26 protein-coding genes and 1 tRNA gene are annotated in these 24,325 nt (G+C 32.7%); 16 read left to right on the forward strand and 11 right to left on the reverse strand.

Annotation, left to right across the window (positions count from 1 at the left end; genetic code table 11):
* Positions 1–24: 24 nt before the first annotated feature.
* The gene (locus ABD941_RS05000) at positions 25–1,515 is read right to left on the reverse strand and encodes a hypothetical protein (protein ID WP_345272932.1); all 1,491 of its coding nucleotides are present in this window, start codon (positions 1,513–1,515) and stop codon (positions 25–27) included.
* Positions 1,516–1,660: 145 nt separating this feature from the next.
* Positions 1,661–2,020 (reverse strand): hypothetical protein, encoded by a 360-nt coding sequence (locus ABD941_RS05005; protein ID WP_345272933.1) that lies wholly within the window; start codon positions 2,018–2,020, stop codon positions 1,661–1,663.
* A 795-nt stretch (positions 2,021–2,815) separates the two neighbouring features.
* Here ABD941_RS05005 and ABD941_RS05010 point away from each other — a divergent pair.
* The 5 genes from ABD941_RS05010 (at position 2,816) to ABD941_RS14640 (ending at position 6,499) form a co-directional block, all read left to right on the forward strand.
* Positions 2,816–3,934, forward strand: coding sequence for a helix-turn-helix domain-containing protein (locus ABD941_RS05010; protein WP_345272934.1), 1,119 nt, complete (start codon positions 2,816–2,818; stop codon positions 3,932–3,934).
* Positions 3,935–4,172: 238 nt separating this feature from the next.
* Entirely contained in the window at positions 4,173–4,718 is a 546-nt protein-coding gene (locus tag ABD941_RS05015; protein WP_345272935.1) for a helix-turn-helix domain-containing protein, read from the forward strand.
* Between the two features lie 592 nt (positions 4,719–5,310).
* Complete coding sequence (locus ABD941_RS05020; RefSeq protein ID WP_345272936.1) at positions 5,311–5,742, forward strand: hypothetical protein; 432 nt, start codon at positions 5,311–5,313, stop codon at positions 5,740–5,742.
* 96 nt (positions 5,743–5,838) lie between these two features.
* Positions 5,839–6,267 (forward strand): hypothetical protein, encoded by a 429-nt coding sequence (locus tag ABD941_RS05025; protein WP_345272937.1) that lies wholly within the window; start codon positions 5,839–5,841, stop codon positions 6,265–6,267.
* A gap of 4 nt (positions 6,268–6,271) precedes the next feature.
* A complete protein-coding gene (locus ABD941_RS14640) occupies positions 6,272–6,499 on the forward strand; it encodes an ankyrin repeat domain-containing protein (RefSeq protein ID WP_425557098.1) in 228 nt (75 codons plus the stop codon).
* Positions 6,500–6,917: 418 nt separating this feature from the next.
* Here the strand turns inward: ABD941_RS14640 and ABD941_RS05030 are convergent.
* From ABD941_RS05030 to ABD941_RS05065, 8 genes are all read right to left on the reverse strand, one after another.
* Positions 6,918–6,992 (reverse strand) — tRNA-Val (locus ABD941_RS05030).
* Positions 6,993–7,054: 62 nt separating this feature from the next.
* Positions 7,055–8,275 (reverse strand): bifunctional folylpolyglutamate synthase/dihydrofolate synthase, encoded by a 1,221-nt coding sequence (locus tag ABD941_RS05035; RefSeq protein ID WP_345272938.1) that lies wholly within the window; start codon positions 8,273–8,275, stop codon positions 7,055–7,057.
* A gap of 4 nt (positions 8,276–8,279) precedes the next feature.
* Positions 8,280–9,128, reverse strand: a complete 849-nt coding sequence (locus tag ABD941_RS05040) for an energy transducer TonB (protein ID WP_345272939.1) — start codon at positions 9,126–9,128, stop codon at positions 8,280–8,282.
* Positions 9,129–9,133: 5 nt separating this feature from the next.
* The gene (locus ABD941_RS05045) at positions 9,134–9,526 is read right to left on the reverse strand and encodes an ExbD/TolR family protein (protein WP_345272940.1); all 393 of its coding nucleotides are present in this window, start codon (positions 9,524–9,526) and stop codon (positions 9,134–9,136) included.
* 2 nt (positions 9,527–9,528) lie between these two features.
* Positions 9,529–10,230 carry a MotA/TolQ/ExbB proton channel family protein gene (locus ABD941_RS05050; RefSeq protein ID WP_345272941.1) on the reverse strand — a complete coding sequence of 234 codons (702 nt, stop codon included), beginning with the start codon at positions 10,228–10,230 and terminating at the stop codon, positions 9,529–9,531.
* Positions 10,231–10,322: 92 nt separating this feature from the next.
* Positions 10,323–11,723, reverse strand: a complete 1,401-nt coding sequence (gene nhaD / locus ABD941_RS05055) for a sodium:proton antiporter NhaD (protein ID WP_345272942.1) — start codon at positions 11,721–11,723, stop codon at positions 10,323–10,325.
* Positions 11,724–11,735: 12 nt separating this feature from the next.
* Positions 11,736–12,962 (reverse strand): Glu/Leu/Phe/Val dehydrogenase dimerization domain-containing protein, encoded by a 1,227-nt coding sequence (locus ABD941_RS05060; RefSeq protein ID WP_345272943.1) that lies wholly within the window; start codon positions 12,960–12,962, stop codon positions 11,736–11,738.
* Between the two features lie 155 nt (positions 12,963–13,117).
* Positions 13,118–14,182: an anhydro-N-acetylmuramic acid kinase gene (locus ABD941_RS05065; RefSeq protein WP_345272944.1), complete on the reverse strand. Its 1,065-nt coding sequence runs from the start codon at positions 14,180–14,182 to the stop codon at positions 13,118–13,120.
* Between the two features lie 138 nt (positions 14,183–14,320).
* Here ABD941_RS05065 and ABD941_RS05070 point away from each other — a divergent pair, with 138 nt between their 5' ends.
* The 11 genes from ABD941_RS05070 (at position 14,321) to ABD941_RS05120 (ending at position 23,538) form a co-directional block, all read left to right on the forward strand.
* Complete coding sequence (locus ABD941_RS05070; protein ID WP_345272945.1) at positions 14,321–15,463, forward strand: acyl-CoA dehydrogenase; 1,143 nt, start codon at positions 14,321–14,323, stop codon at positions 15,461–15,463.
* 144 nt (positions 15,464–15,607) lie between these two features.
* On the forward strand, positions 15,608–15,943 hold the full coding sequence (locus tag ABD941_RS05075; protein ID WP_345272946.1) for an arsenosugar biosynthesis-associated peroxidase-like protein: 336 nt from the start codon (positions 15,608–15,610) through the stop codon (positions 15,941–15,943).
* Between the two features lie 67 nt (positions 15,944–16,010).
* Complete coding sequence (gene arsS / locus ABD941_RS05080; protein ID WP_345272947.1) at positions 16,011–17,066, forward strand: arsenosugar biosynthesis radical SAM (seleno)protein ArsS; 1,056 nt, start codon at positions 16,011–16,013, stop codon at positions 17,064–17,066.
* A gap of 38 nt (positions 17,067–17,104) precedes the next feature.
* Positions 17,105–17,812 (forward strand): DUF2064 domain-containing protein, encoded by a 708-nt coding sequence (locus tag ABD941_RS05085; RefSeq protein ID WP_345272948.1) that lies wholly within the window; start codon positions 17,105–17,107, stop codon positions 17,810–17,812.
* A 114-nt stretch (positions 17,813–17,926) separates the two neighbouring features.
* Positions 17,927–18,895, forward strand: coding sequence for an arsenosugar biosynthesis arsenite methyltransferase ArsM (gene arsM, locus ABD941_RS05090; protein ID WP_345272949.1), 969 nt, complete (start codon positions 17,927–17,929; stop codon positions 18,893–18,895).
* A 31-nt stretch (positions 18,896–18,926) separates the two neighbouring features.
* Positions 18,927–19,421, forward strand: coding sequence for a rhodanese-like domain-containing protein (locus ABD941_RS05095; RefSeq protein ID WP_345272950.1), 495 nt, complete (start codon positions 18,927–18,929; stop codon positions 19,419–19,421).
* Complete coding sequence (locus ABD941_RS05100; protein WP_345272951.1) at positions 19,414–20,043, forward strand: TIGR04282 family arsenosugar biosynthesis glycosyltransferase; 630 nt, start codon at positions 19,414–19,416, stop codon at positions 20,041–20,043. The genes ABD941_RS05095 and ABD941_RS05100 overlap by 8 nt, the downstream gene beginning before the upstream one ends.
* Positions 20,036–20,848: a purine-nucleoside phosphorylase gene (locus ABD941_RS05105; protein ID WP_345272952.1), complete on the forward strand. Its 813-nt coding sequence runs from the start codon at positions 20,036–20,038 to the stop codon at positions 20,846–20,848. Before ABD941_RS05100 ends, ABD941_RS05105 begins: the two co-directional genes overlap by 8 nt.
* An 85-nt stretch (positions 20,849–20,933) precedes the next feature.
* On the forward strand, positions 20,934–21,836 hold the full coding sequence (locus tag ABD941_RS05110) for a sterol desaturase family protein (RefSeq protein WP_345272953.1): 903 nt from the start codon (positions 20,934–20,936) through the stop codon (positions 21,834–21,836).
* 15 nt (positions 21,837–21,851) lie between these two features.
* Positions 21,852–22,718, forward strand: a complete 867-nt coding sequence (locus tag ABD941_RS05115) for a DUF547 domain-containing protein (protein WP_345272954.1) — start codon at positions 21,852–21,854, stop codon at positions 22,716–22,718.
* The gene (locus ABD941_RS05120; protein ID WP_345272955.1) at positions 22,711–23,538 is read left to right on the forward strand and encodes a TIGR04283 family arsenosugar biosynthesis glycosyltransferase; all 828 of its coding nucleotides are present in this window, start codon (positions 22,711–22,713) and stop codon (positions 23,536–23,538) included. Before ABD941_RS05115 ends, ABD941_RS05120 begins: the two co-directional genes overlap by 8 nt.
* A 4-nt stretch (positions 23,539–23,542) precedes the next feature.
* On the opposite strand, the gene ABD941_RS05125 is transcribed toward ABD941_RS05120, so the two are convergent.
* Positions 23,543–24,274, reverse strand: coding sequence for a metallophosphoesterase family protein (locus tag ABD941_RS05125; protein ID WP_345272956.1), 732 nt, complete (start codon positions 24,272–24,274; stop codon positions 23,543–23,545).
* Between the last annotated feature and the right edge of the window lie 51 nt (positions 24,275–24,325).

Genomic DNA, 24,325 nt, shown 5'->3' on the forward strand with positions numbered 1-24,325 from the left:
TAATAGTTTTTATTTTCTCTTAAATCAATCCTGCTTATGGCTATATTTTTCCACTGCATGCTTTATTAGTGCTAGTTCTTTCTCTAAAGCTTCATACCGATTTATTTGTTCTTCAAGACGTTCTATTTGCTTATGTTGCGCTATGGCATATAATGTAAGTTCTTCTACTTTTCCGAGAAGCTTACGATCCATGTCTGCTAAAGACCAGCCTTTTTCTGCTACCTCGGTTTTGGATGGGATGCCTTCTAAATGGCCATGTTGCTTAATAAACGCTTCAACACCTTTTAACGGGGTTAGTGCATACCCGTTCTCAAAGACATAATCTGCCCATTGATTGGTCGTGGCAATAACAATATCTTCGGTCACGATGCCCTCTTCTACCCATACCGCAAAATCAGGGTAATAAGAGGCTGCAATATCACTATTGGTAAGTGTAGAGCCATCTTCACCTCCAAAGACCACAGTACCATCTATATTGCTATCTATGGTATTGGTATTGGCGCCATCGCCAGTTAATATAACACCTTTCGCCCTAGTATTACCGTTTACATCTAGTTTTTCAGTTGGGTTATTAGTACCGATACCTACCTTACCATCGCCCCGAAAATACATATCTACTACTGGATTCATTCCTGCTCCTAAACTAATATCTGAAGTTTGATCTACACGGCCTATCTCAAAATCCTGGTTCTTTGCTCTCCAAATACCTGCTTCTCTATGTCTATATTTCATAAAACCAACTCGTTTTAAATTACCTGCATCTACTATTAGCCCAGAGTTTTCATTATTAATATAAATATTCCCGTTCACATCCAGCTTTTCTGACGGGTTTGTGGTGCCTACTCCTAAGTCACCGTTTGGTGTTAATGTCATTCTCACTTCCCCTCCACCTGAATGAGTAATAAAAGCGACTTCTTGACCAGTTTCTGATCCTATATATAATTTTTCCCCATAAGAATGAATTCCACCCCAATAACCCCCAAAATCCCCAACCTTCAACCAATCTGTTCTTATATTCCCGTTCACATCCAGCTTTTCTGACGGGCTTATGGTGCCTACTCCTAAGTAACCATTATTAAGTACCATTTGCGCAGTACCACCTGAACCTGGATCAAGAATCGCATCACTATGCACTCCGCCCTTGTACCAAGCAAAATGAGTATTTGTTCTAAAATATTGAGTAGCGTTTTGTATACCTATGCCATAAGCATTACCCCATAAGTTAATCATCTGTCTTGTAGTAGTTGAAAAATCCAATCTACCTGTCAGTAATAGGCTAGGTGCATTAAATTGGATTCTATTAATTTGGCTTCCAACGGTAAAGTCCACTTGCCTATTCCCATTTTTATTGACATCCAAATGTAATTTTCTATCAGACTGATCGTTATTGAATTTGTATGAATTGTTATTCCATGTTTGTTGCCCAATTGCCCAATTAGACATAAAAAAGCCAAGTGCCACTAAAAAATATTTTATGTTCTTGATCTCACTAATGCTATTGTGTACTTTAATCATTGCTTTCATATTGTTTGGATTTAATTGTTAGTAATTGTTTTTGGTTGTTTTTGCATTTTAAGAATAGATAGTTTTGACAGCATTTACTGGTTTGTTGTAACCCCATCACTAGTATACATAAGTATTTAGATCAGGTGGTGGTTAATCAAATGACACCACTACTGAAGCGCCACTTCTCTAATCGCTTAGTTAAATGGCACTCGTATGGGTTTAAAGAGTTTTTTTCTACAAGGTTCTTGAGCAGTATTTCAAATTTATGTATGAAAATCCCGGTATATCTTATGTCATTAAGGTTGGCTTTATGAGCCAAATTTGTAAATAGCTGCTGTTTAAAAATTAAGACATCTCGTTTTGTATTATAAACAGCTTCTTTACCCTGTAAGTTTTCCTTTAAAGTATCAAGAATAAACGGAGCCTCTTGTATTTCTAGTAACTGCGAAATGAAGTCGTCCATTATAACTCCTAAATAGGTTGTAGGAGCCGTTTCTTTAGTTATAGCAGCCATTAGAACGAGTCCAATCAGTGCTACAAACCATAATTGCTTTATTTTTCTCATAAATGTTAATGTCTATATTGGTTTTAGTTAGTGGTTTAATACGCTTTAAATTATAATCATAAAAATTCTAGATAATCACTATAAATTGTTGGGTAATAGTAAACGATTTAATTCTTAATTACTTTGATAAAAGTATAAATTAAAATAACTCATTACGGACCCGTACCGTCTCGATTCATATATCAAAACTTGAAAGATGTAAGAAATACACTTATACTATGTTGCGCTTAGACTAGCTGTATTTCATGAATAAAATGAAGACTATGAGTCTGTAAACACCAGCTATATAGGTAGTAAGAAACATTACTTTTTTACTTTAAAGAATTGCTAAAAAATGTAAGATTACTAGTGTGTATTGTTTATGATAATAGTTTTATATATGTCACTATTTAAAAAATAAGCTCGTAGCATTTTTATTACTAACTGAATTGTACGGATTCACATATCAAAACATTAAAATGGTTCTTTATTTTAATTATTTTGTTTAGGTGGTTTCATTCAACTTAAAACTTAATACATATGGCATTAATCCCCTAAACCTCCCTATGTTAGTGCTGAAATAATCATTTCAAAAGATAGTTTGATTCATGAATAAACCTATAGGCTTAAGAAAAATAATAATTATTTAGAAGAAAAAACCAAACAATAGCGTAAGTATATATAATTATATTTAGGTTTGTATTAGCTACAGACCATTTTTGATATCCTTAAAGTTTAACTACTTTTAATCCTAAAGAAGCGTTTATGCAAAATTTAGCTGCCATAATTATTTACAATGCCATTGTCCTTATAACATTTTCCATCTTTTTAATTTTAAATAAGAAGCGTTATAATATCCCAGCAAACAAATTTCTAGGGATGGTAATTATTTCAATATCGTTAGTAATACTAGAGTTTGGCATATCAGAATATCGTCTTTTTCCTTCTATCTATATGTTAGGGTCTGTAATAGGTTTTATTGGATTTCCATTGCTTTATTTTTATGTACACACCTATTTAAGAAATAAATATCAATATAATAGGATACATATTTGGCATTTAACACTATTTATTATTCAACTAATTTTGTGGTATATCTTTATTTTTAAATTGGAGCCTTCTGAAAAAGAAAACTTTATGGCTTCAGGACGACTTCATTCTGGGTTTTATATGCTCCAAAGAAACATCGCTGTATTTTTAATGATTATAGTATATACTTTTTTTATGATTAAAGACATAAGAAATTATCATATACACGCTTTAGAGGAATACTCCTATTTAAATAGAAATACCAAAAGATGGTTTTACTTTTTTATTTCTTCCTTATGCATACTTCCCTTTTCTTTAACAGTTGTGATCATGATGATTAACAAAAATGAGATTGTTTTTATCTCCATAATATTCATTGTTATAGCTTTTGTTATTATGCTTACTGTGCTTCTTAGACCAGAAATTTATAGGGGTCTAGGTGTCATTGCTCCTATACAACTATCTAAAAGGAAAGCAAAATCTCAAGCTCTTAGCGATATTCATAAAAGAGATCTTTTTAAAAAGCTAGAACAGCATATTGTTGCTAAAAGCCCCTATTTAAACCCAAAATTAACCTTGAGAGACTTGGCTGAAGCATTAAAAACAAATGCAAATTACTTATCGCAATCCATCAATGGGATATCTGAAAAGTCTTTTTTTGATTATATAAATAAATATCGTGTTGAGCATGCTAAACTATTGCTAAGCCAGCCTAAACTTATTACAAACTATACTATTGAGTCTATAGCATATGAATCTGGGTTTAACTCAAAATCGTCCTTTTATGTTGCTTTTAATAAGTTCTGTGGGATGCGTCCTTCTGAGTATTTAAAGACCATTCATTCTTCTTCATGATTTCGGATAACAACATGAATTCTTAACACATCATTGTTCTATGCCTTTGTGCACTGTTTATAATCGTTAGATAAGCAATAATAGAGCTTAAAGGCATTTCTGGCTAGGAGTTTCATTTACACAATGATAACATTTTGTAAAAAAAATATCTTAAAAAGTAAGGGTTTTATGTTTGTGTTTTGTTATATATATATAAACTCAAAAGCCTAATATTAAATAAAACCACAACATCATGTATATGAATTTTCAAAGTCTAGTGGTCTTAGATGCATTTTTACTTATTGAAATTATTGCTATTATTTCTTCTGTATTAATGATATTGGTTGCATATTTCACATCGAGAAAACTTCTTAAAGATTCTCGTCAAACCTCTTTATTGCCTTCATCTTCCTATTTTAAACGCAATCATTCATATTCGAATTCCTTTTCTTTTAAGAAGAAGAAAAAGTTATTTCAGAAATTAACGACTTATGTTGAAGATCAACAGGTATTTTTGAATTCCAATATTTGTCTTAAAGAACTTTCGGATGCTCTAGGCACCAATTCCAAATATTTATCACTAGCCATCAATAGTGTCTCTAAAAAAACATTTATTGATTTTATTAACCATTACAGAATTGAACATGCAAAACACCAACTTATTAATATTTACGATTTGAATTACACTATTGAAGCTATTGCAAAAGGTTCGGGTTTTAAAAGCATGTCTGCGTTTTATAATGCTTTTAAAAAAAATTGTGGTATGACTCCTAGTAATTACTTAAAAAAGCATCTAAAAACATAACAAAGTAAGTTTTTTATCATAGTATTTTTATTGAAATTGTTGAATAAGTAAAATATAAATAGCCATTGCAATGCTATTGATATAATTGTTACCTGCAAGCTAAAAACAATGACTATGAAAAAAATATTTTTGGGGATGTTTGTTTTAGGGTTTTATCTCAATTGTCTTGGACAAACCAAATCTAAAACTTATGAATATCTGAATGAAAAACTGGAGATGTATAAACTGGATGACATTCAGGCCAATTATATCTTTATGTTTCAGGAAATGAAATTGAAAATAAAAAAGTTATAATTTTTTTGAAATTTTGCACAACCTTTAAACTTTGCTCAACAGCATACTTTCTGAACCCGAAAGACTCAGGAGTTACAATTAAAGACAAAACTGAAACCAAATGGCTTGAAATTTTTTTCAGACCAAATTCAGTTAATACTCAGCAAATTGATTTAAGTACAAAAAAAAAGATATAAGGGCGAGCCGACATCACGGATTACTATAATTCTGGATAAGAACACTCCTCATAATGAAATCGGAAATTTCTATACAGAGAATAATAATTCATGATAAAAATAGAATCCAAAAACTTAATATAATGGGACATGAATCTATAATTTATGGGCATATTTGTGCAATTGGAAACCAGCCTCCTCATGGAGAAAAGCTTTATAAACTAAATGAAAAAATAATTGATAATTTAACTAAAAAAGATGACTATCCTTGGATTACAAAATGGATGTTTAGTACTATACCTTATGACACCCAACACATTTATCGGAACCAAATTATACATTTTGGTGCTTCATATAAACAATTAGAATCTGACTGGAACGAGTGGCTTGAAAAGTTTGAATCCATATTAAAACAATTATATTGGTTTAGTGTAACTCTCCATTTAGAGACTGAATTAGTAGGAGATCATAAATTTGAGTGGATTGCAGATTTTGACAAATTTGAAAATAATAATCCTAAACCAACATCTGAATGGAAATTTGATGGTGGTCCAAGAGAATTTAAATATTTATAAAGTAAAACAAAAAGAAAAAAGCAGATAACATCAGCTAAAAAATCATGTCCAGCCTGACGGACTGGTCACGCTTTTTAGCTTAGAGCGTTGTGTGCTATGAAGAAAAACAAAACCAAGAAACACCTGAAGAAATTGAATTGGATAATTAGAAATACGAGCAAATTAAAATTTCATACAAATTTGAATGTTCTTTTAGAGCCAATAAAAAATGATATTCAAAAATTCAAATGGTTGATTTCTGATTTAGAGATAAATACTTCTGAAATGGGGAAATTACCAATCAACCACGAAAAAGATTGGTTTTTAATATCAGCAGAAGAAATATTACCATTTGCAGAAGGCGTTGCTGAAATTTGGAAAGACGGAAACTTACAAGTTGAAGAATCAGAAATTGAAATAATTGCATGGGATAGTGTATTAACAATTGTTAAATTCAAAGAAGAAAAGCTCTCAAATAAGTTTAAAGACTACTTTGAAGAAGCAATCGAATTAGAAAAATATAAATTCAAAAATAGGTATATTTAATACAATTGAACATAGCGACAAACCACTTCTTGAAAGTTTAATTAAAAGTCGGATAGATCTAAATATAACTGATGAATTTGTACAAACTCCATTACATCTGGCTATTGATACAGCATTTGAAGAAGCAATTTATGTCTTCGATACTGAGAATAAATTTATTCAACCAAGAATGGATATAATCAGAATTTTACTAAAAAATGGTGCAAATCACTTGAAGGAAGATAATAGATAGAACAGTCCAATTGAATGGGCTGAAGAACGAAGAAATGAAAAATTCTTGAAAGATTTAAAAGAACTAATAAGAAAGAACACAAGCATAGCAGCTGTCAATTGCCCTAAACGGACCAACTGCAGCTATGCAAATCGCTATACTCCAACAAAAAATAAAGTTTCTGAATACAGAATGTAAGTGTAGAATTCCATAACAAATTGTTCAAAATAATAAATCCTGATAAATTTATCAGGATTTATTATGATTTGGGCGACAAGGGATTATATATCCCTTAACGAAACTGCTACTGCAAATACAATTCCGTTGTGCTATAGCACAACTTAAAATTTTTGTTTTTAGAAATCATTCTGAGTAAACTCAATATTTTCCAAAAACAAAAATTCCGATTTGAAAAATCAAATCGGAATTGTCCTTGATGTGGGCGACAAGGGATTCGAACCCCTGACCCCTTGGGTGTAAACCAAGTGCTCTGAACCAACTGAGCTAGTCGCCCTCTAAATTGGACTGCAAATATAACCTAGTTTTTAATATTGCAAAAACTTTTTCAATAAAAATTTAAATTATTTCAGCTACTACAAATGTACTCCCTCCAATGAATATTAAATCATTTGTATTTGCATTATTTATGGCTGATTTATAGGCTTCATTTACTGACCTGTAAGCTTCTCCTTCAAAATTATGTTGAATAAACTTTTCTTTCAATTTCAAAGCTTCTAAGCCTCTTGGAATATTAGGTTTACAAAAGTAATATGTGGCTTGCTTTGGCATTAAATCTACAAGAACATCTAAATCTTTATCATTTACAACACCAAAAACAATATGCAACGCTTTATAAGTTTCATTGGAAAGTTGATTAATGACGTAGGTCAGACCCTCCTTGTTATGACCTGTATCGCAAACTATTTTAGGATTTATATTCAAAACTTGCCAACGCCCTAATAAACCTGTATTTTTCACAACGTTCAACAACCCTTGTTTTATGTTTTTCTCTGATATTTTATAGCCTTTTTGCTGAAGCTCTTTAACCGTCTGAATAGCTGTTTTAATATTTTTAGTTTGATAACTTCCTTGTAAATCAGATGTATAATTTATTTCAGTTATTTCTTTATCTGCAAAAACCAACTTAGACTTATTTGTTTTTGCTAAGGCTTTAAAAACTGGTACTGTTTCTTTTTGAGTTTCGCCAATAACCACCGGAATATTTGGTTTGATTATACCACCTTTTTCAAAAGCAATAGCTTTTAAAGTATGACCTAAAAACTGTGTATGATCTAATCCTATATTAGTAATTACTGAAACTTCTGGAGTAATAATATTTGTTGAATCTAATCGCCCGCCTAAGCCAACCTCAACCACAGCTATATCTATATTTTGTTTTGAAAAATATTCAAATGCCATGCCTACTGTCATCTCAAAAAAGGATAATTGGTTGGCTTCAAAAAAAGCTTTATTTCGTTTTATAAAACCAATAACAAATTGTTTACTAACTTCTTTTCCGTTGATTTTAATACGCTCTCTAAAGTCTTTTAAATGTGGCGATGTATATAAACCTACTTTATATCCCGTTTCCTGAAGAATCGATGCTAGCATATGACTCGTAGATCCTTTTCCATTTGTTCCAGCAACATGAATGGATTTAAAATGATGATGCGGGTTTTTTAAATGTTTTATAAGTAAACAGGTATTACTTAAATCGACTTTGTAAGCAGAATTACCTTGCCTTTGATACATTGGGAGTTGAGAAAACATCCAATTGAGCGTATCTTGATACGTCATTATGTTATTGACTTAATTTGAAATTAACACTAACAAAACCTATTTGGCGAGATGGCGCCTTAGGGTCTGATGGCCATTTATGAGACATGGCTATTTTCTTTGCTGGCTCTGATAAACACCCCGCTGTATTTGTTGTACCTCTTTGACCTGGTTCTGCTGAAATAACATTCCCGCTTTGATTTACAATAATCTTAACGATAACCATTCCTGACTCATTACAGTCTTGTTTCAGCCTTTTAAAAGAAGCTTTTCCTCTACCATTCAAGCCATAACCTACACCTCCACTACCTGTGCCTTGTCCACCAAAATAGCTTGGCGCATATGGGTTTCCATCTAATTGCCCTTTGTCACCCGACCTATTATCGTTGCCTTCACTACCAGTTTCGCTACCTTCAGATTTGCTTACACCGCCTATTAAAGCATCTAGTTTTTTCTTTTTTTCTTCTTGTTCGCGTTTTTCTTTAGCTATTCTATCGGCTTCTGCTTTTGCTTTGGCTTCTGCTATGGCTTTTGCTTTCGCTTCAGCCTCTTTTTCTTTTTTAATAGCTATAGACTCTAAATCTTCCTGCGTTAAGACTTCCTCTTTAGTTTCAGAAGCTTTTATGGGTTCAGATTTTGAAACATCTGGTTGTGGTGGTTCTTCAATCTTTCTAGGCTCTGACTTTACTGGATTTAAAGGCTGTACACGGCCTTTTCCAAAATCTGAATTACCAAAATTTACAGCAACGCCATACTCTTCTGGTGGATCCATATAAGTAGTACCAACCACGAATAACAACAACAATAAGATTACAGCTATTAAGGCTGTTAATTTTGCTGAATTCTTTTCATGTTTGGTTTTAAAGTACTTCATTAATCCTATTTAGGCTTTACTGCTAAAATAACCTTGAACTTATTTCTATTAGCTATATCCATGACCTTTACAACATTTTCAACGGGTACAGATTTTTCGGCTCTTAAAACAATAGTTGGTTTTTCTTGTGAAGCCAACGCTGCTAATAGTTCGTTTTCCAAAACACTTACACCTACTCGTTTTTGGTCTATATAATAAGTCAAATCTTTTTTAATACTAACCGCTACCGATTTTTTATTTTCTGTTTTCCCACTTGCTTTTGGTAATAGGATATCAATAGCATTGGTGGTAACCAATGTAGAAGCAATCATAAAAAAGATAAGGAGTAGAAATACAATATCTGTCATGGACGACATATTGAATTCTGGTGTAACCTTATTTCTTCCTCTGAAGTTCATAATTAAGTAGGTTCGTTTAAATGATCTAAAAACTCTAATGAATTGGCTTCCATTTGATACACAACTTTATCTGTTTTAACAACTAAGTGATTGTACGCCATATAAGCCACAATACCAACTATTAAACCAGCTACGGTTGTTGTCATTGCTGTATATAGGCCTCCAGCTAAAACGTCCATTTCTATAGTACCACCTGCATTAGCTAGTTCAAATATGGCTAAAATCATTCCTATTACTGTACCTAGAAATCCGATCATTGGAGCTGCTCCAGAAATGGTTGCAAGAATACTCACGTTTTTTTCTAATCCGTAAATCTCTAAACGTCCAGCATTTTCAATAGCCGTATTAATATCTGCTAGCGGTTTTCCTATTCTGGAAATCCCTTTACCTATCAACCTTGATACTGGGGAATTAACCTGAGCACAAAGCATTTGTGCCGAATCAATTTTACCATGACTAACATGGTCTTTAATTTGATTCATAAAATTAGCATCTACTTGCGATGCCGCTTTTATTGCAAATATGCGTTCAAAATAAATATAAATGGCCCCTACTAACAATAAAAACAGAACCGCTATAATAACTTGACCCGCTGCACCTCCACTACTTATTAATTCTATTATTGAAATTGTTTTTTCAACAGATTCACCATCGGTAAGTACTTCTGTACCATCCTGAGTGTTTTGTATTAATATATTAAGCATATAATATTAAATTTATTGCAACTGTATAACGCCTGTTTTTCTATTAAAGTATAGTACTAATCAATTTGCATGCCGCATATTTATTTTATTTCCTAAAACCAAGTTCTAGTAAACATAAATGCTACTGCACCTACTAAGAAACCAACTAAAGCCAACCAAGCTATCTTTTTTAAATACCAAAAGAAATCAATTTTTTCCATTCCCATAGCAACAACACCTGCTGCAGAACCAATAATTAACATACTACCACCTGTTCCGGCAGAATACGCTATAAAATGCCAAAGTTCATTGTCTATAGGCTCATGGAACATCCCTAAACTAGCTGCTACTAAAGGTACATTATCAATAACTGCAGAGCCTACACCTAACAATAATACAACTAAATCTGAGACACCTTCATGAGAACCTTGATGTAGTTCTGTTCCTAACATAGGCATAGTGTCTTGAAGCGAACCTGCAAAATTAAATAAGATACCTAAAGATTCTAATGCCGCAACCGCCATTAAAATTCCTAAGAAAAACAAAATACTTGGCAGCTCTATTTTAGATAATGAATAATGTACTGGACTATGCATGGCATGAGCATCACTTTCTTCCGAACCATGTTCGGTCATACTAAACTTTGAGCTACTATAAATTTCAGCAAAAATAGCTACAACACCTAAAGACAACATCATACCAACATAAGGTGGCAAATGGGTTATCACCTTAAATATTGGAACAAACACAATAGCTCCTAATCCTAAGTAAAGCATTGTGCTACCAAATTTCGATTTACTTTTTTCTTGAACATCTTCAACATCTAAATCACCTTGAAATGCAGGTAAAAACGATGCGATAAATGTTGGTACTGCCATACATAAAAATGAAGGCAACAGTAAATAACCCATTAAATGTCCAGTAGTTACTTTTTTGCCAATCCAAAGCATAGTCGTCGTTACATCACCTATCGGAGACCAAGCACCACCGGCATTTGCAGCTATAATAATTAAACCCGCATACCATATACGTACATTTCTATCTTTTACTATTTTCTGAAGTATGGATACAAGTACAATAGTGGCAGTAAGATTATCAATTATAGCCGATAAAATAAATGCCAATATGGCGAATATCCATAATATTTTACTTTTCTTTTTTGTTTTGATAAACCCTTTAATCGTTGCAAATCCATCAAAATAATCAATAATTTCAACAATAGTCATAGCCCCTAAAAGGAACACTAAAATTTCTGAAGTTTTACCTAAATGATGCAATAATGTTTCTTCCATTAAATGCATCTTTTCTTCGGAAGCTAAACTTCCAAAACCTTCCATTAGTGAATGGTTTGCTGAATCAAACCATTGTGGGAAGGTTTCAATACCTAGTGCTATTAATGCCCAACAGATAGCCATCATGACCAGTGCGGGTATTAATTTATCAATTTTTATACTATGTTCTAAAGTAATGGCCAAATAGCCCATTACAAACACTAAGATAATTGCTGCTTCCATAAGTTTTATTAGTTAGATTAGTTGATTTAGTGCAATTTCGAATGCGGTAGCACTAATTCCCGTTTTTGATTTATTTTTATTGTAAACTTTTTCTATAGCTTCTCTAATTCTATCTGATGTATCGTTAAAAATAGCTTCGTCGGTCATTTGGACTTTACGTTCCATAAAATACGCAAAAACTCTTGCCATTCCACAATTTGAAATAAAATCTGGTATTAGGCTTACACGATAATCGGTATGTTCCATAATAGGTCCAAAGAAAATCTCTTTATCTGCAAAAGGCACATTAGCGCCACAAGATATAACTTCTAAGCCACTATCTATCATTTCATCTATTTGATGAATAGTAATTAAACGTGATGCTGCACAGGGCGCAAAAATTTCCGTTTCTAACGACCATATTTTTTTATTTATTTCTTCAAAGGGAATTAAATTATCGGCCTCTAATGTGTTTCCAGTTTTTGCTAAGAATAATGCGGTTATCTCATCAAAAGTAAAACCATCTTCATTAATCAATCCACCTGCAATATCAATAATACCAACCACTTTAGCACCCATCTGCGATAAGTAAAACGCTGCAGCTCCGCCTACATTACCAAATCCTTGTACGATAGCTCGTTTTCCTTTAACGGAACCACCATAAGTATTATAATACTGTTTTACAGCTTCGGCAACACCAAAACCTGTAATCATATCTGCAACGGTATACTTTTTTGAAACACTAGGTGTGTACTTTGGGTTTTCAATAACCTTAATAACGCCATGTCGTAATTGACCAATTCTATTTATTTTATCAGCTTCTGTTGGCTTAAAATGACCGTTAAAAACACCTTCTTGTGGATGCCAAACACCACTCGCTTCGGTAATGGGAATTACCTCATGTATTTCATCTACATTCATATCACCACCAGTGCCATAATAACTTTTAAGCAATGGAGAAACGGCCGCATACCAACGTTCTAATACACCTTTTTTTCGAGAATCTTTAGGGTCAAAATTAATTCCAGATTTAGCGCCGCCAATGGCAGGACCAGAGACTGTAAATTTAATCTCCATGGTTTTTGCTAAAGATAAAACTTCATTCATATCAAGTCCTTTACGCATTCTCGTTCCTCCCCCTGCAGCACCGCCACGTAATGAGTTTATAACAACCCAACCTTCTGCCTCTGATTCAGAATCTTTCCAATTAAAAACAATTTCGGGTTCTTTGTTTTCGTATTTTTTTAATAATTCTTTCATTTATTCTTTTAAATTGATTCATATGTAACTTTTACTTAAACTTTCCGGAGTTAGATTTAGGTATAGCTATAACTGATTCATAAAAAAGAAATTAAATTATTAATATAACAAATATAAAAAACTATAAATCCTTTAAGATTAATTTTTCAATATTTTTAAGGAAGAAATATTCTACCCGAACTGTGGTCTTTTGAAGCTCCCGTAACACTTTTCAGACAGTTAACCTCGTTACGTAATTTCAACACACCTAAAAACCCAAAAATTAGTGCTTCTTTAAACTCAACAATAGCATCTAAGGGAATTACAATGGTATGTTTTGAATGTGTTTTTAGTTTATTTACAAGAAACTTATTATAAACACCTCCGCCTGTAATTAAAACTGTAGCCTTACTTTTTTTATTAATTTCTGAAGCAATTTGAATGGCAATATGCTCAACAAAAGTTGTTAAAATATCTTTTATTTCTAATTGAAACCCATCAATTAAAGGGAAAATATTTCTGTTAACCCATTCTAAACCCAATGATTTAGGATACTTTTTTTGATAAAAACCTAAGGCATTTAGCTCCTGTAACAATTCATTATTTAAATTCCCTTTTGAAGCCATACGTCCACCGTCATCATAATCAAAACCCAATTTTTTTATATAATGATTTAACACAATGTTTACTGGACAAACATCATAGGCAATTCGGCTATTCTTTTCTTCTGTAGAAATATTAGCAAACCCGCCTAAATTCAAACAAAAATCGTATTGTGGAAACAATAATTTATCGCCTATCGGAACAAGAGGCGCTCCTTGCCCCCCGAGTTCAACATCTTGAACTCTAAAATCGCAAACCACTTTTCTTTTTAGCAAACTTGACATTTCTTGCAGATTCCCTATTTGATAGGTTAACTTATGTTCTGGTTGGTGTAATGCTGTGTGCCCATGAGAACAAATAGCATCAATACGCTGAATGTTATTTTTTTGAATAAAATTATTAATGATATTAGATAAGTAAATGGAGTATTTTTCATCTATTTGAACTAATTCTTCAGAAGAAGACAGAATTAAATCTTTAAGAATTTGACGCCATTGGTAGTTATATTCAATAGTTTCAGCTACAATAATTTCAAAATGCCACACTTTCTTAAACAAAAACGTAGCGTATACCAAATCTATACCATCTAAAGATGTTCCGGACATGACCCCAATAACACTGTACTTCGATTTTGCCATAAAAAGTAAAAATAACAATCTTAAGCAAATAAATAAAAGAAAAGTATGAGCAAAATTAAGACTTAATTTTTAAGAATTCACACTAAAAAGCTATATTTGTAAATATTTTTTATTAAAACAACATTTTAATTACGAATTATGAATTTCAGCCTTTCAGAAGAACATATTATGATACGAGATGCAGCTCGTGATTTTGCTCAAACCGAATTACTTCCGGGTGTTATTGAACGTGATAACAAACAGGAATTTCCCCAAGAACTTGTAAAAAAAATGGGGGATTTAGGTTTTTTAGGTATTATGGTAGACCCCAAATACGGCGGAAGTGGCATGGATGCAGTTTCTTATGTTCTTATCATGGAAGAGTTATCAAAAATTGATGCTTCGGCATCTGTAATTGTTTCTGTAAACAATTCTCTGGTTTGCTATGGACTAGAAGCTTATGGAAATGAAGACCAAAAACAAAAGTATTTAACCAAATTGGCTACTGGCGAATTTATTGGTGCCTTTTGCCTAAGTGAACCTGAGGCTGGCAGTGATGCAACATCGCAAAGAACAACCGCTATTGATAAAGGTGATCATTATATTATTAACGGTACAAAAAACTGGATTACTAGCGGTGGACGTGCCGATGTCTATATTGTTATTGCACAAACAGACAGAGATAAAGGTTCGCATGGCATCAACGCTTTTATTGTCGAAAAAGGCACAAAAGGGTTTGATATTGGACCTAAAGAAGACAAGCTCGGAATTCGTGGAAGCGATACGCATACCCTTCAATTCAATGATGTAAAAGTTCCTAAAGAAAATAGAATTGGCGTTAACGGTTCTGGATTTAGATTTGCCATGAAAACACTATCGGGTGGTCGTATTGGCATTGCATCACAAGCTTTGGGCATAGCTTCTGGAGCTTATGAGTTGGCTTTAAAATATTCTAAAGAACGTAAAGCTTTCGGCACCGAAATTTGCAACCATCAAGCTATTGCTTTTAAATTAGCAGATATGTACACAGACATTGAAGCTGCCAGAATGCTGGTTATGAAAGCTGCTTGGGATAAAGATCAAGGCAATAACTACGACAAATCCAGTGCCATGGCAAAATTATACGCCAGTAAGGTAGCCATGGAACATACTGTTGAAGCCGTTCAAATACATGGTGGTAATGGTTTTGTTAAAGAATATCATGTGGAACGCCTTATGCGTGATGCTAAAATCACACAGATATACGAAGGCACTTCAGAAATACAAAAAATAGTGATTTCTAGAAGTTTGATTAAGGAATAATATAATTTTTACTATAAAGGATTATTATATTTTTAAAAAATCGCCAAATAATATTTTAAAATATTATTTGGCGATTTTTGTTAAGTTATCTTAAATCTATCGACTTAACAAATTAGATTTCTATCTTTAGAAAAAAATAATTTTATGCAAAAAACATATTATGATCCAGCTGATTTAAGAAAGTTTGGAAAAATAAGTGAATGGAACCAAGAATTAGGCGATAAATTTTTCGAGTACTACGGAAAAGTTTTTGAAGAAGGCGCCCTTACCGCAAGAGAAAAATCTTTAATTGCTTTAGCTGTCGCGCATACAGAACAATGCCCTTATTGTATTGATGCTTACACTAAAGATGGTTTGCAACGAGGTGTTACTAAAGAAGAGATGATGGAAGCCATACATGTTGGAGCAGCTATAAAAAGTGGTGCAACTTTGGTACATGGTGTACAAATGATGAATAAAGTAAATAAATTAGAGATGTAAAACGTTTTACGAATTTAGATTTTAGAGCTATTCGTAAATCGAAAATTTGTATTTCTTAAATAAATTTATGGCCACAAAGTCCCTACATAAACGCGAAAGCGATTTAGCAAATAGCAACAGACAATTAGAAATTTTATCGAACGGTATTTTTCAAAATGGAGAATTGCCAACCTTTAAAAATAAAATCTCCGAAACCAATCAATTTCCACTTAAAGCAAAAAAACTTGAAATCTTACAAATTAATGTGGGCTATATGTGTAATCAAGTTTGTGAACATTGCCATGTAGATGCCGGTCCTGACCGAAAGGAAATCATGACGAGAGATACCATGCAACAATGTTTAGAAGTCATTAAAAACTCAGGTGCCCACACATTAGACTTAACAGGCGGCGCTCCGGAAATGAACCCTGACTTTAGATGGTTTGTAGAAGAAGCTGCTAAAGTAGGTATCAAAGATTTTATAGTGCGCTCAAACTTAACCATCATTAGAGCCAATAAAAAATATTACGACTTACCAGAATTTTTTAAAAAGCATAATGTGCATGTGGTGAGCTCTATGCCACATTGGACCCGTGGAAAAACAGATAAACAACGTGGTGATGGTGTTTTTGATAAATCGATAAAAGCCTTACAAGAATTAAATGCTGTGGGTTACGGTATGCCCGATAGCAGTTTACGTTTAGATTTAGTTTATAATCCATCGGGAGCCTTTTTGCCTGGCGACCAAGCGTCCATGGAAAAAGATTTCAAAAAAGCTTTAAAAGAAGATTTTGATATTCAGTTTCATAACCTATTTGCCATTACAAATTTACCTATTTCAAGATTCTTAGATTATTTAATTGCTTCAGAAAATTACGAAGATTATATGTATGCGCTTGTTGAAGCTTATAACCCTGCTGCTGTAAAAAATGTAATGTGTACCAATACCTTATCCATAAGCTGGGATGGTTATTTATTTGACTGCGATTTTAATCAAATGCTAGAATTACCTGTAAATAGTAAAGTCAAGCATATTTCAGAATACAACGAAGCATTATTAGAAGGACGAAACATTGTCATTTCACAGCATTGTTATGGTTGTACTGCTGGCGCAGGAAGTAGCTGCCAAGGTGTTGTTGCATAATTCCTTTGTAAACAGGGATTTTTGAGTAAAAAGAAAGAATGAAATTTTCATTTTCGTGGAATGTTTATATGAATAACGAAACTGCCATATTAATATTTGCCAATTCAGCAGAATTTGATGCTGTTCAAAAACCGTTTCAATCTTCTGAGTTATTGTTTGAGGCGCTTAACACTAAAACCTTAAAAATTGTAGAGCAAACAGGCCTACCCTACTTTTTATCTTCGGAAAAAAACCAAATAGGTGCAACATTTGGCGAACGATTTACCAATGCCATACAATGGGTTTACAATAAAGGGTTTAAAAATGTGATCACTATTGGAAATGACACTCCACATTTACAAAGCAAACATATTTTAAAAGCCGTTTACCAATTACAGCAAAATGATATTGTTTTAGGGCCATCAAAGGATGGTGGATTTTATTTAATGGGATTAAAGCAATCCTACTTCAATATTGAAACTTTTCTAAAATTCCCTTGGCAAACATCCAGATTATATCGGAGTATTTCAAGATTAGTGATATCACAAGATATTAATTTATCGTACTTAGAATTACTTTCAGATATTGATCAGCTTTCAGATATTAATATCGTTATTGATAGTTTCCGAAATATTTCAAATCATATAAAGCAAGTTCTACATCGTTTTATTTCAGTAGAAAAAAATGTTATTTGCACTTCACCGTCTCTTATTACTATTTCAATTCAAGATTCGCATTTCAACAAAGGGTCACCTGTCACTTTTTAAAATTTCAAACACTTACGCTTTAAAATAGCATTTCTTTAATCAAATAAAGAAATGAAAACCATTATTAATAAAGATTTTCGGGTTTTTGTACCCAATATAAAACACAAGTAAACTATGAGTTATTTAGAAACAACACACGATGTATATAAAGAAGCGGCCTTAACACCAGATGTAGGTCTATGCTGTACAACAAATCCGATTTGGGAATTACCAGGGTTAAAAATTCCTAAAATAATGCAAGAAATGAATTATGGCTGTGGAAGCACCGTACATGCAAGAGATTTATCCAATAACCCAAAAATGCTATATGTTGGTGTTGGAGGCGGTATGGAACTATTGCAATTTTCTTATTTCAATCGTCAAAAAGGCGGTGTTATTGGTGTGGATGTTGTTGATGAAATGCTTGAAGCTTCTAGACAAAACTTTAAAATTGCTGAAGAACAAAACAGTTGGTTTAAAAGTGAATTTGTAGATCTTAAAAAAGGTGATGCTATGCATCTTCCTGTTGAAGATAACAGTATAGATGTAGCAGCACAAAATTGTTTGTTTAATATTTTTAAGGCTGACGATTTAAAGAAAGCCATTAAAGAAATGTATCGTGTTTTAAAACCACATGGCCGCTTGGTTATGAGCGACCCAACTTGCGAACAGCCCATGAATAATGAATTGCGAAACGATGAGCGTTTAAGAGCATTATGTTTGAGCGGTAGCCTTCCTATAGCTGAGTACATAAAAGCCTTAACCGATGCTGGTTTTGGTACTATTGAAATTAGGGCGCGTAAACCTTACCGAGTTTTGGACCCTAAAAATTATCCAACGGATGAATTAATCTATATAGAGTCTATTGAAGTTGCTGCCATTAAAGACCCAATGCCTGATGACGGCCCTTGTATTTTTACCGGAAAAGCGGCCATTTATTATGGAGACGCCGATTATTTTGATGATAAAGCAGGTCATGTTTTATTAAAAAATCAGCCGTTAGCCATCTGTGATAAGACTGCAGCAGCACTTCAAAGTTTAGGCAGAGATGACATCTATTTTAGTGAATCTACGTTTCATTATGATGGTGGCGGTTGCTGTTAGGGGTCACGTTCAAGTTTTAATATGTCAAAAAATGAAAAAACTATTAATTTTCACTTGTGCTTTTATTTCACTTTCAATTCAGGCACAAAAATCTATTGATAAGCTATTAAAAAAACACAATAACAATAATGTGCCTTATATAACAGTTCAAGAATTAGCAATACCCAAAAACGATGTGTTTATTTTAGATTCAAGAGAACTAAAAGAATACCAAACCAGCCACTTAAAAAATGCTATTCATGTGGGTTATGATTATTTTAAAATAGATAGTATTCAAAAAAAAATACCCAATAAAGGCTCAAAAATAGTAGTATATTGCTCAGTAGGAATTCGTTCGGAAACGATTGCCAACAAGCTAAAAAAAGTAGGATACACGAATGTTGAAAATTTATTTGGTGGTATTTTTGAATGGAAAAACAACAATTTTTCCGTTTACAATTCCAAAGAAATAGAAACAGATAGTATTCATACGTTTTCTAAAGAATGGAGCAAATGGTTAAAAAAAGGTATAAAAGTATATGAATAAAGAACTTGTTATTGTTTTTGTAAAAAACATAAAGCTAGGAAAAGTAAAAACTCGGCTTGCAAAAACCATAGGAAACCAAGGCGCATTTGATGTTTATAGTGAATTGGTCCAGGTTACTGAAAAAGCTACAAGTAATCTAACTGCAAATAAACGTATTTACTTTTCTGATGCCATAGTTAATACAAAATGGCAAAACGACTATAAAACAGTACAAAAAGGCATAGACTTAGGTGAGCGTATGAAAAACGCTTTCAAAAAAGGGTTTGAAGATGGCTATGAACGTATTGTTTTAATTGGTTCAGATTTACCGGACATAACTGCAGACCATATTGACTTAGGCTTAAAAAAACTAAAAAAGAATGAAGCCGTTTTTGGCCCTGCTGAAGATGGTGGTTATTATTTAATTGGTCTTTCAAAAATGCATGAGTTCATTTTTAATAACAAGCCTTGGAGTGAAACGAGTTTGTTAGAAAAAACCATAAATGAGTTACAGGAAAACAAAATAACATTTACTACCTTAAAAACTTTAAACGACATAGACACTTTTGAAGATTTAGTAACTTCAGAATTTTATAAATCTAATATAAAACTGCAAGAAAAAATCAAACAATTACATGATTAAACATATAGAAGAAACTGTTTCCTATTTACAAAATAAAGGTTTTGAAACTCCTGAAATAGGAATTATACTTGGTACAGGATTAGGGCAACTTATCAATGAAATTGATGTCATAAAAGAAGTTAGTTACAACCACATTCCCAATTTCCCAACGGCAACTGTTGAATTTCACAAAGGCAAACTCATTTATGGTTTACTGGCTGGGAAAAAAGTAGTGGTTATGCAAGGTCGATTCCATTTATATGAAGGTTACACGCTCCAAGATGTAACTTACCCTGTACGCATTATGGAAAAGTTAGGAATTAAAACCTTACTCGTTTCCAATGCAGCTGGTGCTATAAATTTAAACTTCAAAAAAGGCGAGCTTATGCTCATTGATGACCATATAAATCTTCAAGGCAGTTCACCATTAGCTTTTAAAGGTGTAGAGCTTTTAGGAGAACGTTTTACAGATATGAGCGCTCCATATAATTCTGAAATAAATTCAACATTCAAAAAAATCGCAAAGGCAAACAATATCATATTGCATGAAGGTGTTTATGCTAGTGTTGTTGGGCCGCAATTAGAAACTCGAGCCGAATACCGTATGCTCAAAACAATAGGCGCAGATGCCGTTGGTATGAGTACCGTACCGGAAATTATTGTCGCAAATCATTTAAGTTTAAAAGTAGCTGCAATATCTGTTTTAACTGATGAATGCGACCCTGACAACTTAAAACCAGTAGATATTGCAGATATTATAGCTAGTGCTGTAAAAGCAGAACCCGATATGATTGTTTTATTTAAACAGTTAATTGCGAGCTTATAAGTTTTAGGATTTTCAGTATATTTTTACTGGTATAATGTATAACTTAAATAAAAGATAGTACGACTATTGTAAACACAATTAAAACTTGGAAAAATATTTAGAGATCATAAAAAACTCCTATTCTGGATATTGGAATTATCTTAAAAACGAGGTTCTTTTCCAAAACCATTGGGATAATTATTTTTATGGTTTAATTGTAATTTCCCTTGCTGTTTGGATACTTGAGGTCCTATTTCCGTGGCGAAAAAACCAATCCATTTTTAGAAAAGATTTTTGGCTGGATACGTTTTATATGTTCTTCAATTTCTTCTTGCTTAACCTTATTATTTTAATAGCGTTATCAAACACAGCAGCACAGTTTTTCAATGACATACTTGAATCCATTGGGCTGTCCTTAACTAGCTTTCAAATTTTTGATGTCGATGATTTACCAAAATGGCTTGGGCTGTTTGTATTTTTTATCGTTTCAGATTTTGTTCAATGGAACACCCATAGATTATTGCATCGCGTTCCTTTTCTTTGGAACTTCCACAAAGTACACCATTCTGTAAAAGAAATGGGGTTTGCAGCCCATTTGCGCTATCATTGGATGGAGCCTGTAATATACAAGTCATTACTATATATCCCAATAGCTATTATAGGAAATTACAATGCTAAAGATGTAGCTATTGTTTATTTTTTCACCATTGCCATCGGTCATTTAAACCATGCCAATCTAGGTTGGGACTATGGCATTTTAAAATACATTTTTAATAATCCAAAGATGCATATTTGGCATCATGCCAAAGCATTACCAAGTCATGTAAGGTTTGGTGTTAATTATGGACTAACGTTAAGCTTTTGGGATTATATTTTTAAAACAAATTATATCCCGCATAGTGGAAGAGATATTGAACTTGGCTTTACTGATGATGAATCTTTTCCTAAAGATTTTATAACCCAAGAACTGTATCCAACATTTTCAAGAAAACGAAAATCTAGCAAATAGAAATTTAAGCTATAAATGAAACACCTACAATTACTTGTACTCCTTATTTTAACAGTATCTTGTTCTGGCACTAAACATATTACCCAAACAGCTCCAAAAGAAACTTCTAAAGGTAAAACTAATGATTCTGTAATTATACAAACTAAAACGGTTAAGGATAATCCTGAAATTATAACTGCAGAAAACAATAAGCCAGAAGTCCAAGTACCTTCTATTGCCTCTGAAACTGTAGAAACAGAAGCATTTAACCATATTTTATGGCATGAATTACTTCAAAAACACGTATCAAATAAAGGCCATGTAAATTACAAAGCATTCAAAGCGAATAGGAACGACTTACAAAAATACATCTTATTGTTAAGCGAAAACTTACCAAATAAAATCTGGTCAAAAGAAGACAAGCTAGCGTATTGGATAAATGCTTATAATGCTATGACCGTAGATTTAATCACACGCCATTACCCCATAAAAAGCATCAAGGATATTAAAAAACCTTGGGATCAACGCTTTTGGAAATTAGGTAACAAATGGTATAATTTAAATGAAATTGAACACGATATTTTACGACAAATGGATGAACCTCGTATTCATTTCGCTATTGTTTGCGCCTCTTTTTCTTGTCCTAAACTGCAAAACGAAGCCTTTACAGCTTCAAATATCGAAACACAACTTACTCATGCCACTAAAGGTTTTTTAAGTGATTCTGAAAGAAACTCTATTTCTGAAAATAGTTTAGAATTGTCCAAAATATTTCAATGGTTTGCCAAAGATTTTATACAAGAAGGCTCTTTAATCGACTTTTTAAATCAGTATTCAGATATAAAAATTTCAGATAGCGCAAAAAAGCGTTTCAGAGACTATAATTGGGATTTGAATGAGTAACACCATCAAATCTTTTAGGCCCCAATACATTATGAAACATCAAATATCAATCATAATTCCTATTTTAAATGAAGAAGCCTATATTGGTAAATTGCTCGAGCATTTACTAGCAAATGCTTCATCAAAAAATGTATCTGAAATTATTGTTGTTGATGGTGGCAGCAAAGATGAAAGCCAAGATATTGTTCAAGCATTTGTTAATTTTAATAGTAAAATGCGTAAAGAAGCGTATCATTATATAGACCATACGTTTTTAGATTTTAAACCCGCACCTAAGCAAACACTTAAAACTCAAATAAAACTTATAAACTCAAAAAAAGGGCGGGCTAAACAAATGAATTTAGCTGAAAAAGCCAGCAATGGCAATATCCTATATTTTCTGCACACGGATTCTTTACCGCCTAAAAATTTTGACCAATATATTATAAACGAAGTTAAAAAAGGAAATACAGCTGGTTGTTTTAGAATGCAATTTAACAGTACCCATTGGTGGTTGCGCTTAGCAAGCTGGCTCACCAAATTCAGTTGGCGTGCTTGCAGAGGCGGGGATCAAAGTCAGTTTATAACCAGAAAATTATTTAACGATATTGGTGGTTATGATGAACGCTATACGATTTATGAAGACAACATTTTAATAAATGAATTATTCGCTAGAAAACAATTTGTAGTCATCAATAAAAAAATCCATACGTCAGCTAGATTATATAAAAAACATGGTATTTGGAAATTACAATACCATTATTGGATAATCTATATAAAAAGATGGTTTGGGGCTGATGCCGATGAACTTTATAGCTATTATAAAAAGAAGATTTCTTAGCAGATTAATCCTTATTCCTACCCTTTTCATTTGGATATAAAACAGGCAAATTATCACTTTGAAACACTTGCTTTGTATTTACATCTAGACCTGACAATCTTCCTTTAAACGCCGCACCAGTATCAATATTCCAAACGTTTACAGCATGCATGGGTACATCAGAATTAAAATTGGTGGTTGGTGTATGCCCGATATAAATTTCTTTATAATGCTTTAATCTATTTGGGTATATTGCTGAATCTTTCTCAATACGTTTATCCATAGTTAAAGCCATTTCCCAAAGTGTTCTATCAAAATAAAATGTGGTTTCAAAAACCTCTTTATTGACACCGTGCATTGATGTAAATCCTGCATGAAGAAACAATCGATTTTCATCATCTAAATAATACAAAGGCATATTTTCAAGACATTCTAAATGTCGCTTTTTATCGGCTTCAGAAAACCCCTCATAACTTTCTATGGTTTCCTTTCCACCATGCATATACCATGTTGGATTTACATCACCGCTCTTTAGCCATGCTTCACACCAAACATCATGATTTCCTTTAATAAAAACACAATGAATGTTTTCTGAAAGTTCAATTAAAAACTGAATAACTTGAGCAGATTCACTCCAACCATCCACATAATCGCCTACAAAAATCAAGGTATCTTCATCTTTTACTTCCATTTTATTTAATAGCTGGATTAATGCTTTTAAACCGCCATGTATATCACCTATTGCTAAAGTTCTCATATCAAAAATTTTGACAAAACTAACAGATTCATTTTAAGATTAATATACATA

This window comes from Flaviramulus aquimarinus, from assembly GCF_039543205.1.
GTDB classification, from domain to species: domain Bacteria; phylum Bacteroidota; class Bacteroidia; order Flavobacteriales; family Flavobacteriaceae; genus Flaviramulus_B; species Flaviramulus_B aquimarinus.

What these genes read in the sequence shown, in the direction of transcription:
- ABD941_RS05070 (WP_345272945.1), top strand. Translation starts at nt 14,321, where the DNA reads ATGAATTTCAGCCTTTCAGAAGAACATATTATGATACGAGATGCAGCT.
- ABD941_RS05075 (WP_345272946.1), top strand. Translation starts at nt 15,608, where the DNA reads ATGCAAAAAACATATTATGATCCAGCTGATTTAAGAAAGTTTGGAAAA.
- ABD941_RS05005 (WP_345272933.1), bottom strand. Translation starts at nt 2,020, where the DNA reads ATGGCTGCTATAACTAAAGAAACGGCTCCTACAACCTATTTAGGAGTT.
- ABD941_RS05095 (WP_345272950.1), top strand. Translation starts at nt 18,927, where the DNA reads ATGAAAAAACTATTAATTTTCACTTGTGCTTTTATTTCACTTTCAATT.
- ABD941_RS05125 (WP_345272956.1), bottom strand. Translation starts at nt 24,274, where the DNA reads ATGAGAACTTTAGCAATAGGTGATATACATGGCGGTTTAAAAGCATTA.
- ABD941_RS05105 (WP_345272952.1), top strand. Translation starts at nt 20,036, where the DNA reads ATGATTAAACATATAGAAGAAACTGTTTCCTATTTACAAAATAAAGGT.
- ABD941_RS05035 (WP_345272938.1), bottom strand. Translation starts at nt 8,275, where the DNA reads ATGACGTATCAAGATACGCTCAATTGGATGTTTTCTCAACTCCCAATG.
- arsM (WP_345272949.1), top strand. Translation starts at nt 17,927, where the DNA reads ATGAGTTATTTAGAAACAACACACGATGTATATAAAGAAGCGGCCTTA.
- ABD941_RS05000 (WP_345272932.1), bottom strand. Translation starts at nt 1,515, where the DNA reads ATGATTAAAGTACACAATAGCATTAGTGAGATCAAGAACATAAAATAT.
- ABD941_RS05085 (WP_345272948.1), top strand. Translation starts at nt 17,105, where the DNA reads ATGAAATTTTCATTTTCGTGGAATGTTTATATGAATAACGAAACTGCC.
- ABD941_RS05065 (WP_345272944.1), bottom strand. Translation starts at nt 14,182, where the DNA reads ATGGCAAAATCGAAGTACAGTGTTATTGGGGTCATGTCCGGAACATCT.
- ABD941_RS05060 (WP_345272943.1), bottom strand. Translation starts at nt 12,962, where the DNA reads ATGAAAGAATTATTAAAAAAATACGAAAACAAAGAACCCGAAATTGTT.
- ABD941_RS05045 (WP_345272940.1), bottom strand. Translation starts at nt 9,526, where the DNA reads ATGAACTTCAGAGGAAGAAATAAGGTTACACCAGAATTCAATATGTCG.
- ABD941_RS05040 (WP_345272939.1), bottom strand. Translation starts at nt 9,128, where the DNA reads ATGAAGTACTTTAAAACCAAACATGAAAAGAATTCAGCAAAATTAACA.
- ABD941_RS05025 (WP_345272937.1), top strand. Translation starts at nt 5,839, where the DNA reads ATGAAGAAAAACAAAACCAAGAAACACCTGAAGAAATTGAATTGGATA.
- ABD941_RS05015 (WP_345272935.1), top strand. Translation starts at nt 4,173, where the DNA reads ATGAATTTTCAAAGTCTAGTGGTCTTAGATGCATTTTTACTTATTGAA.
- ABD941_RS05115 (WP_345272954.1), top strand. Translation starts at nt 21,852, where the DNA reads ATGAAACACCTACAATTACTTGTACTCCTTATTTTAACAGTATCTTGT.
- ABD941_RS05020 (WP_345272936.1), top strand. Translation starts at nt 5,311, where the DNA reads ATGGGACATGAATCTATAATTTATGGGCATATTTGTGCAATTGGAAAC.
- arsS (WP_345272947.1), top strand. Translation starts at nt 16,011, where the DNA reads ATGGCCACAAAGTCCCTACATAAACGCGAAAGCGATTTAGCAAATAGC.
- ABD941_RS05100 (WP_345272951.1), top strand. Translation starts at nt 19,414, where the DNA reads ATGAATAAAGAACTTGTTATTGTTTTTGTAAAAAACATAAAGCTAGGA.
- nhaD (WP_345272942.1), bottom strand. Translation starts at nt 11,723, where the DNA reads ATGGAAGCAGCAATTATCTTAGTGTTTGTAATGGGCTATTTGGCCATT.
- ABD941_RS05050 (WP_345272941.1), bottom strand. Translation starts at nt 10,230, where the DNA reads ATGCTTAATATATTAATACAAAACACTCAGGATGGTACAGAAGTACTT.
- ABD941_RS05010 (WP_345272934.1), top strand. Translation starts at nt 2,816, where the DNA reads ATGCAAAATTTAGCTGCCATAATTATTTACAATGCCATTGTCCTTATA.
- ABD941_RS05120 (WP_345272955.1), top strand. Translation starts at nt 22,711, where the DNA reads ATGAGTAACACCATCAAATCTTTTAGGCCCCAATACATTATGAAACAT.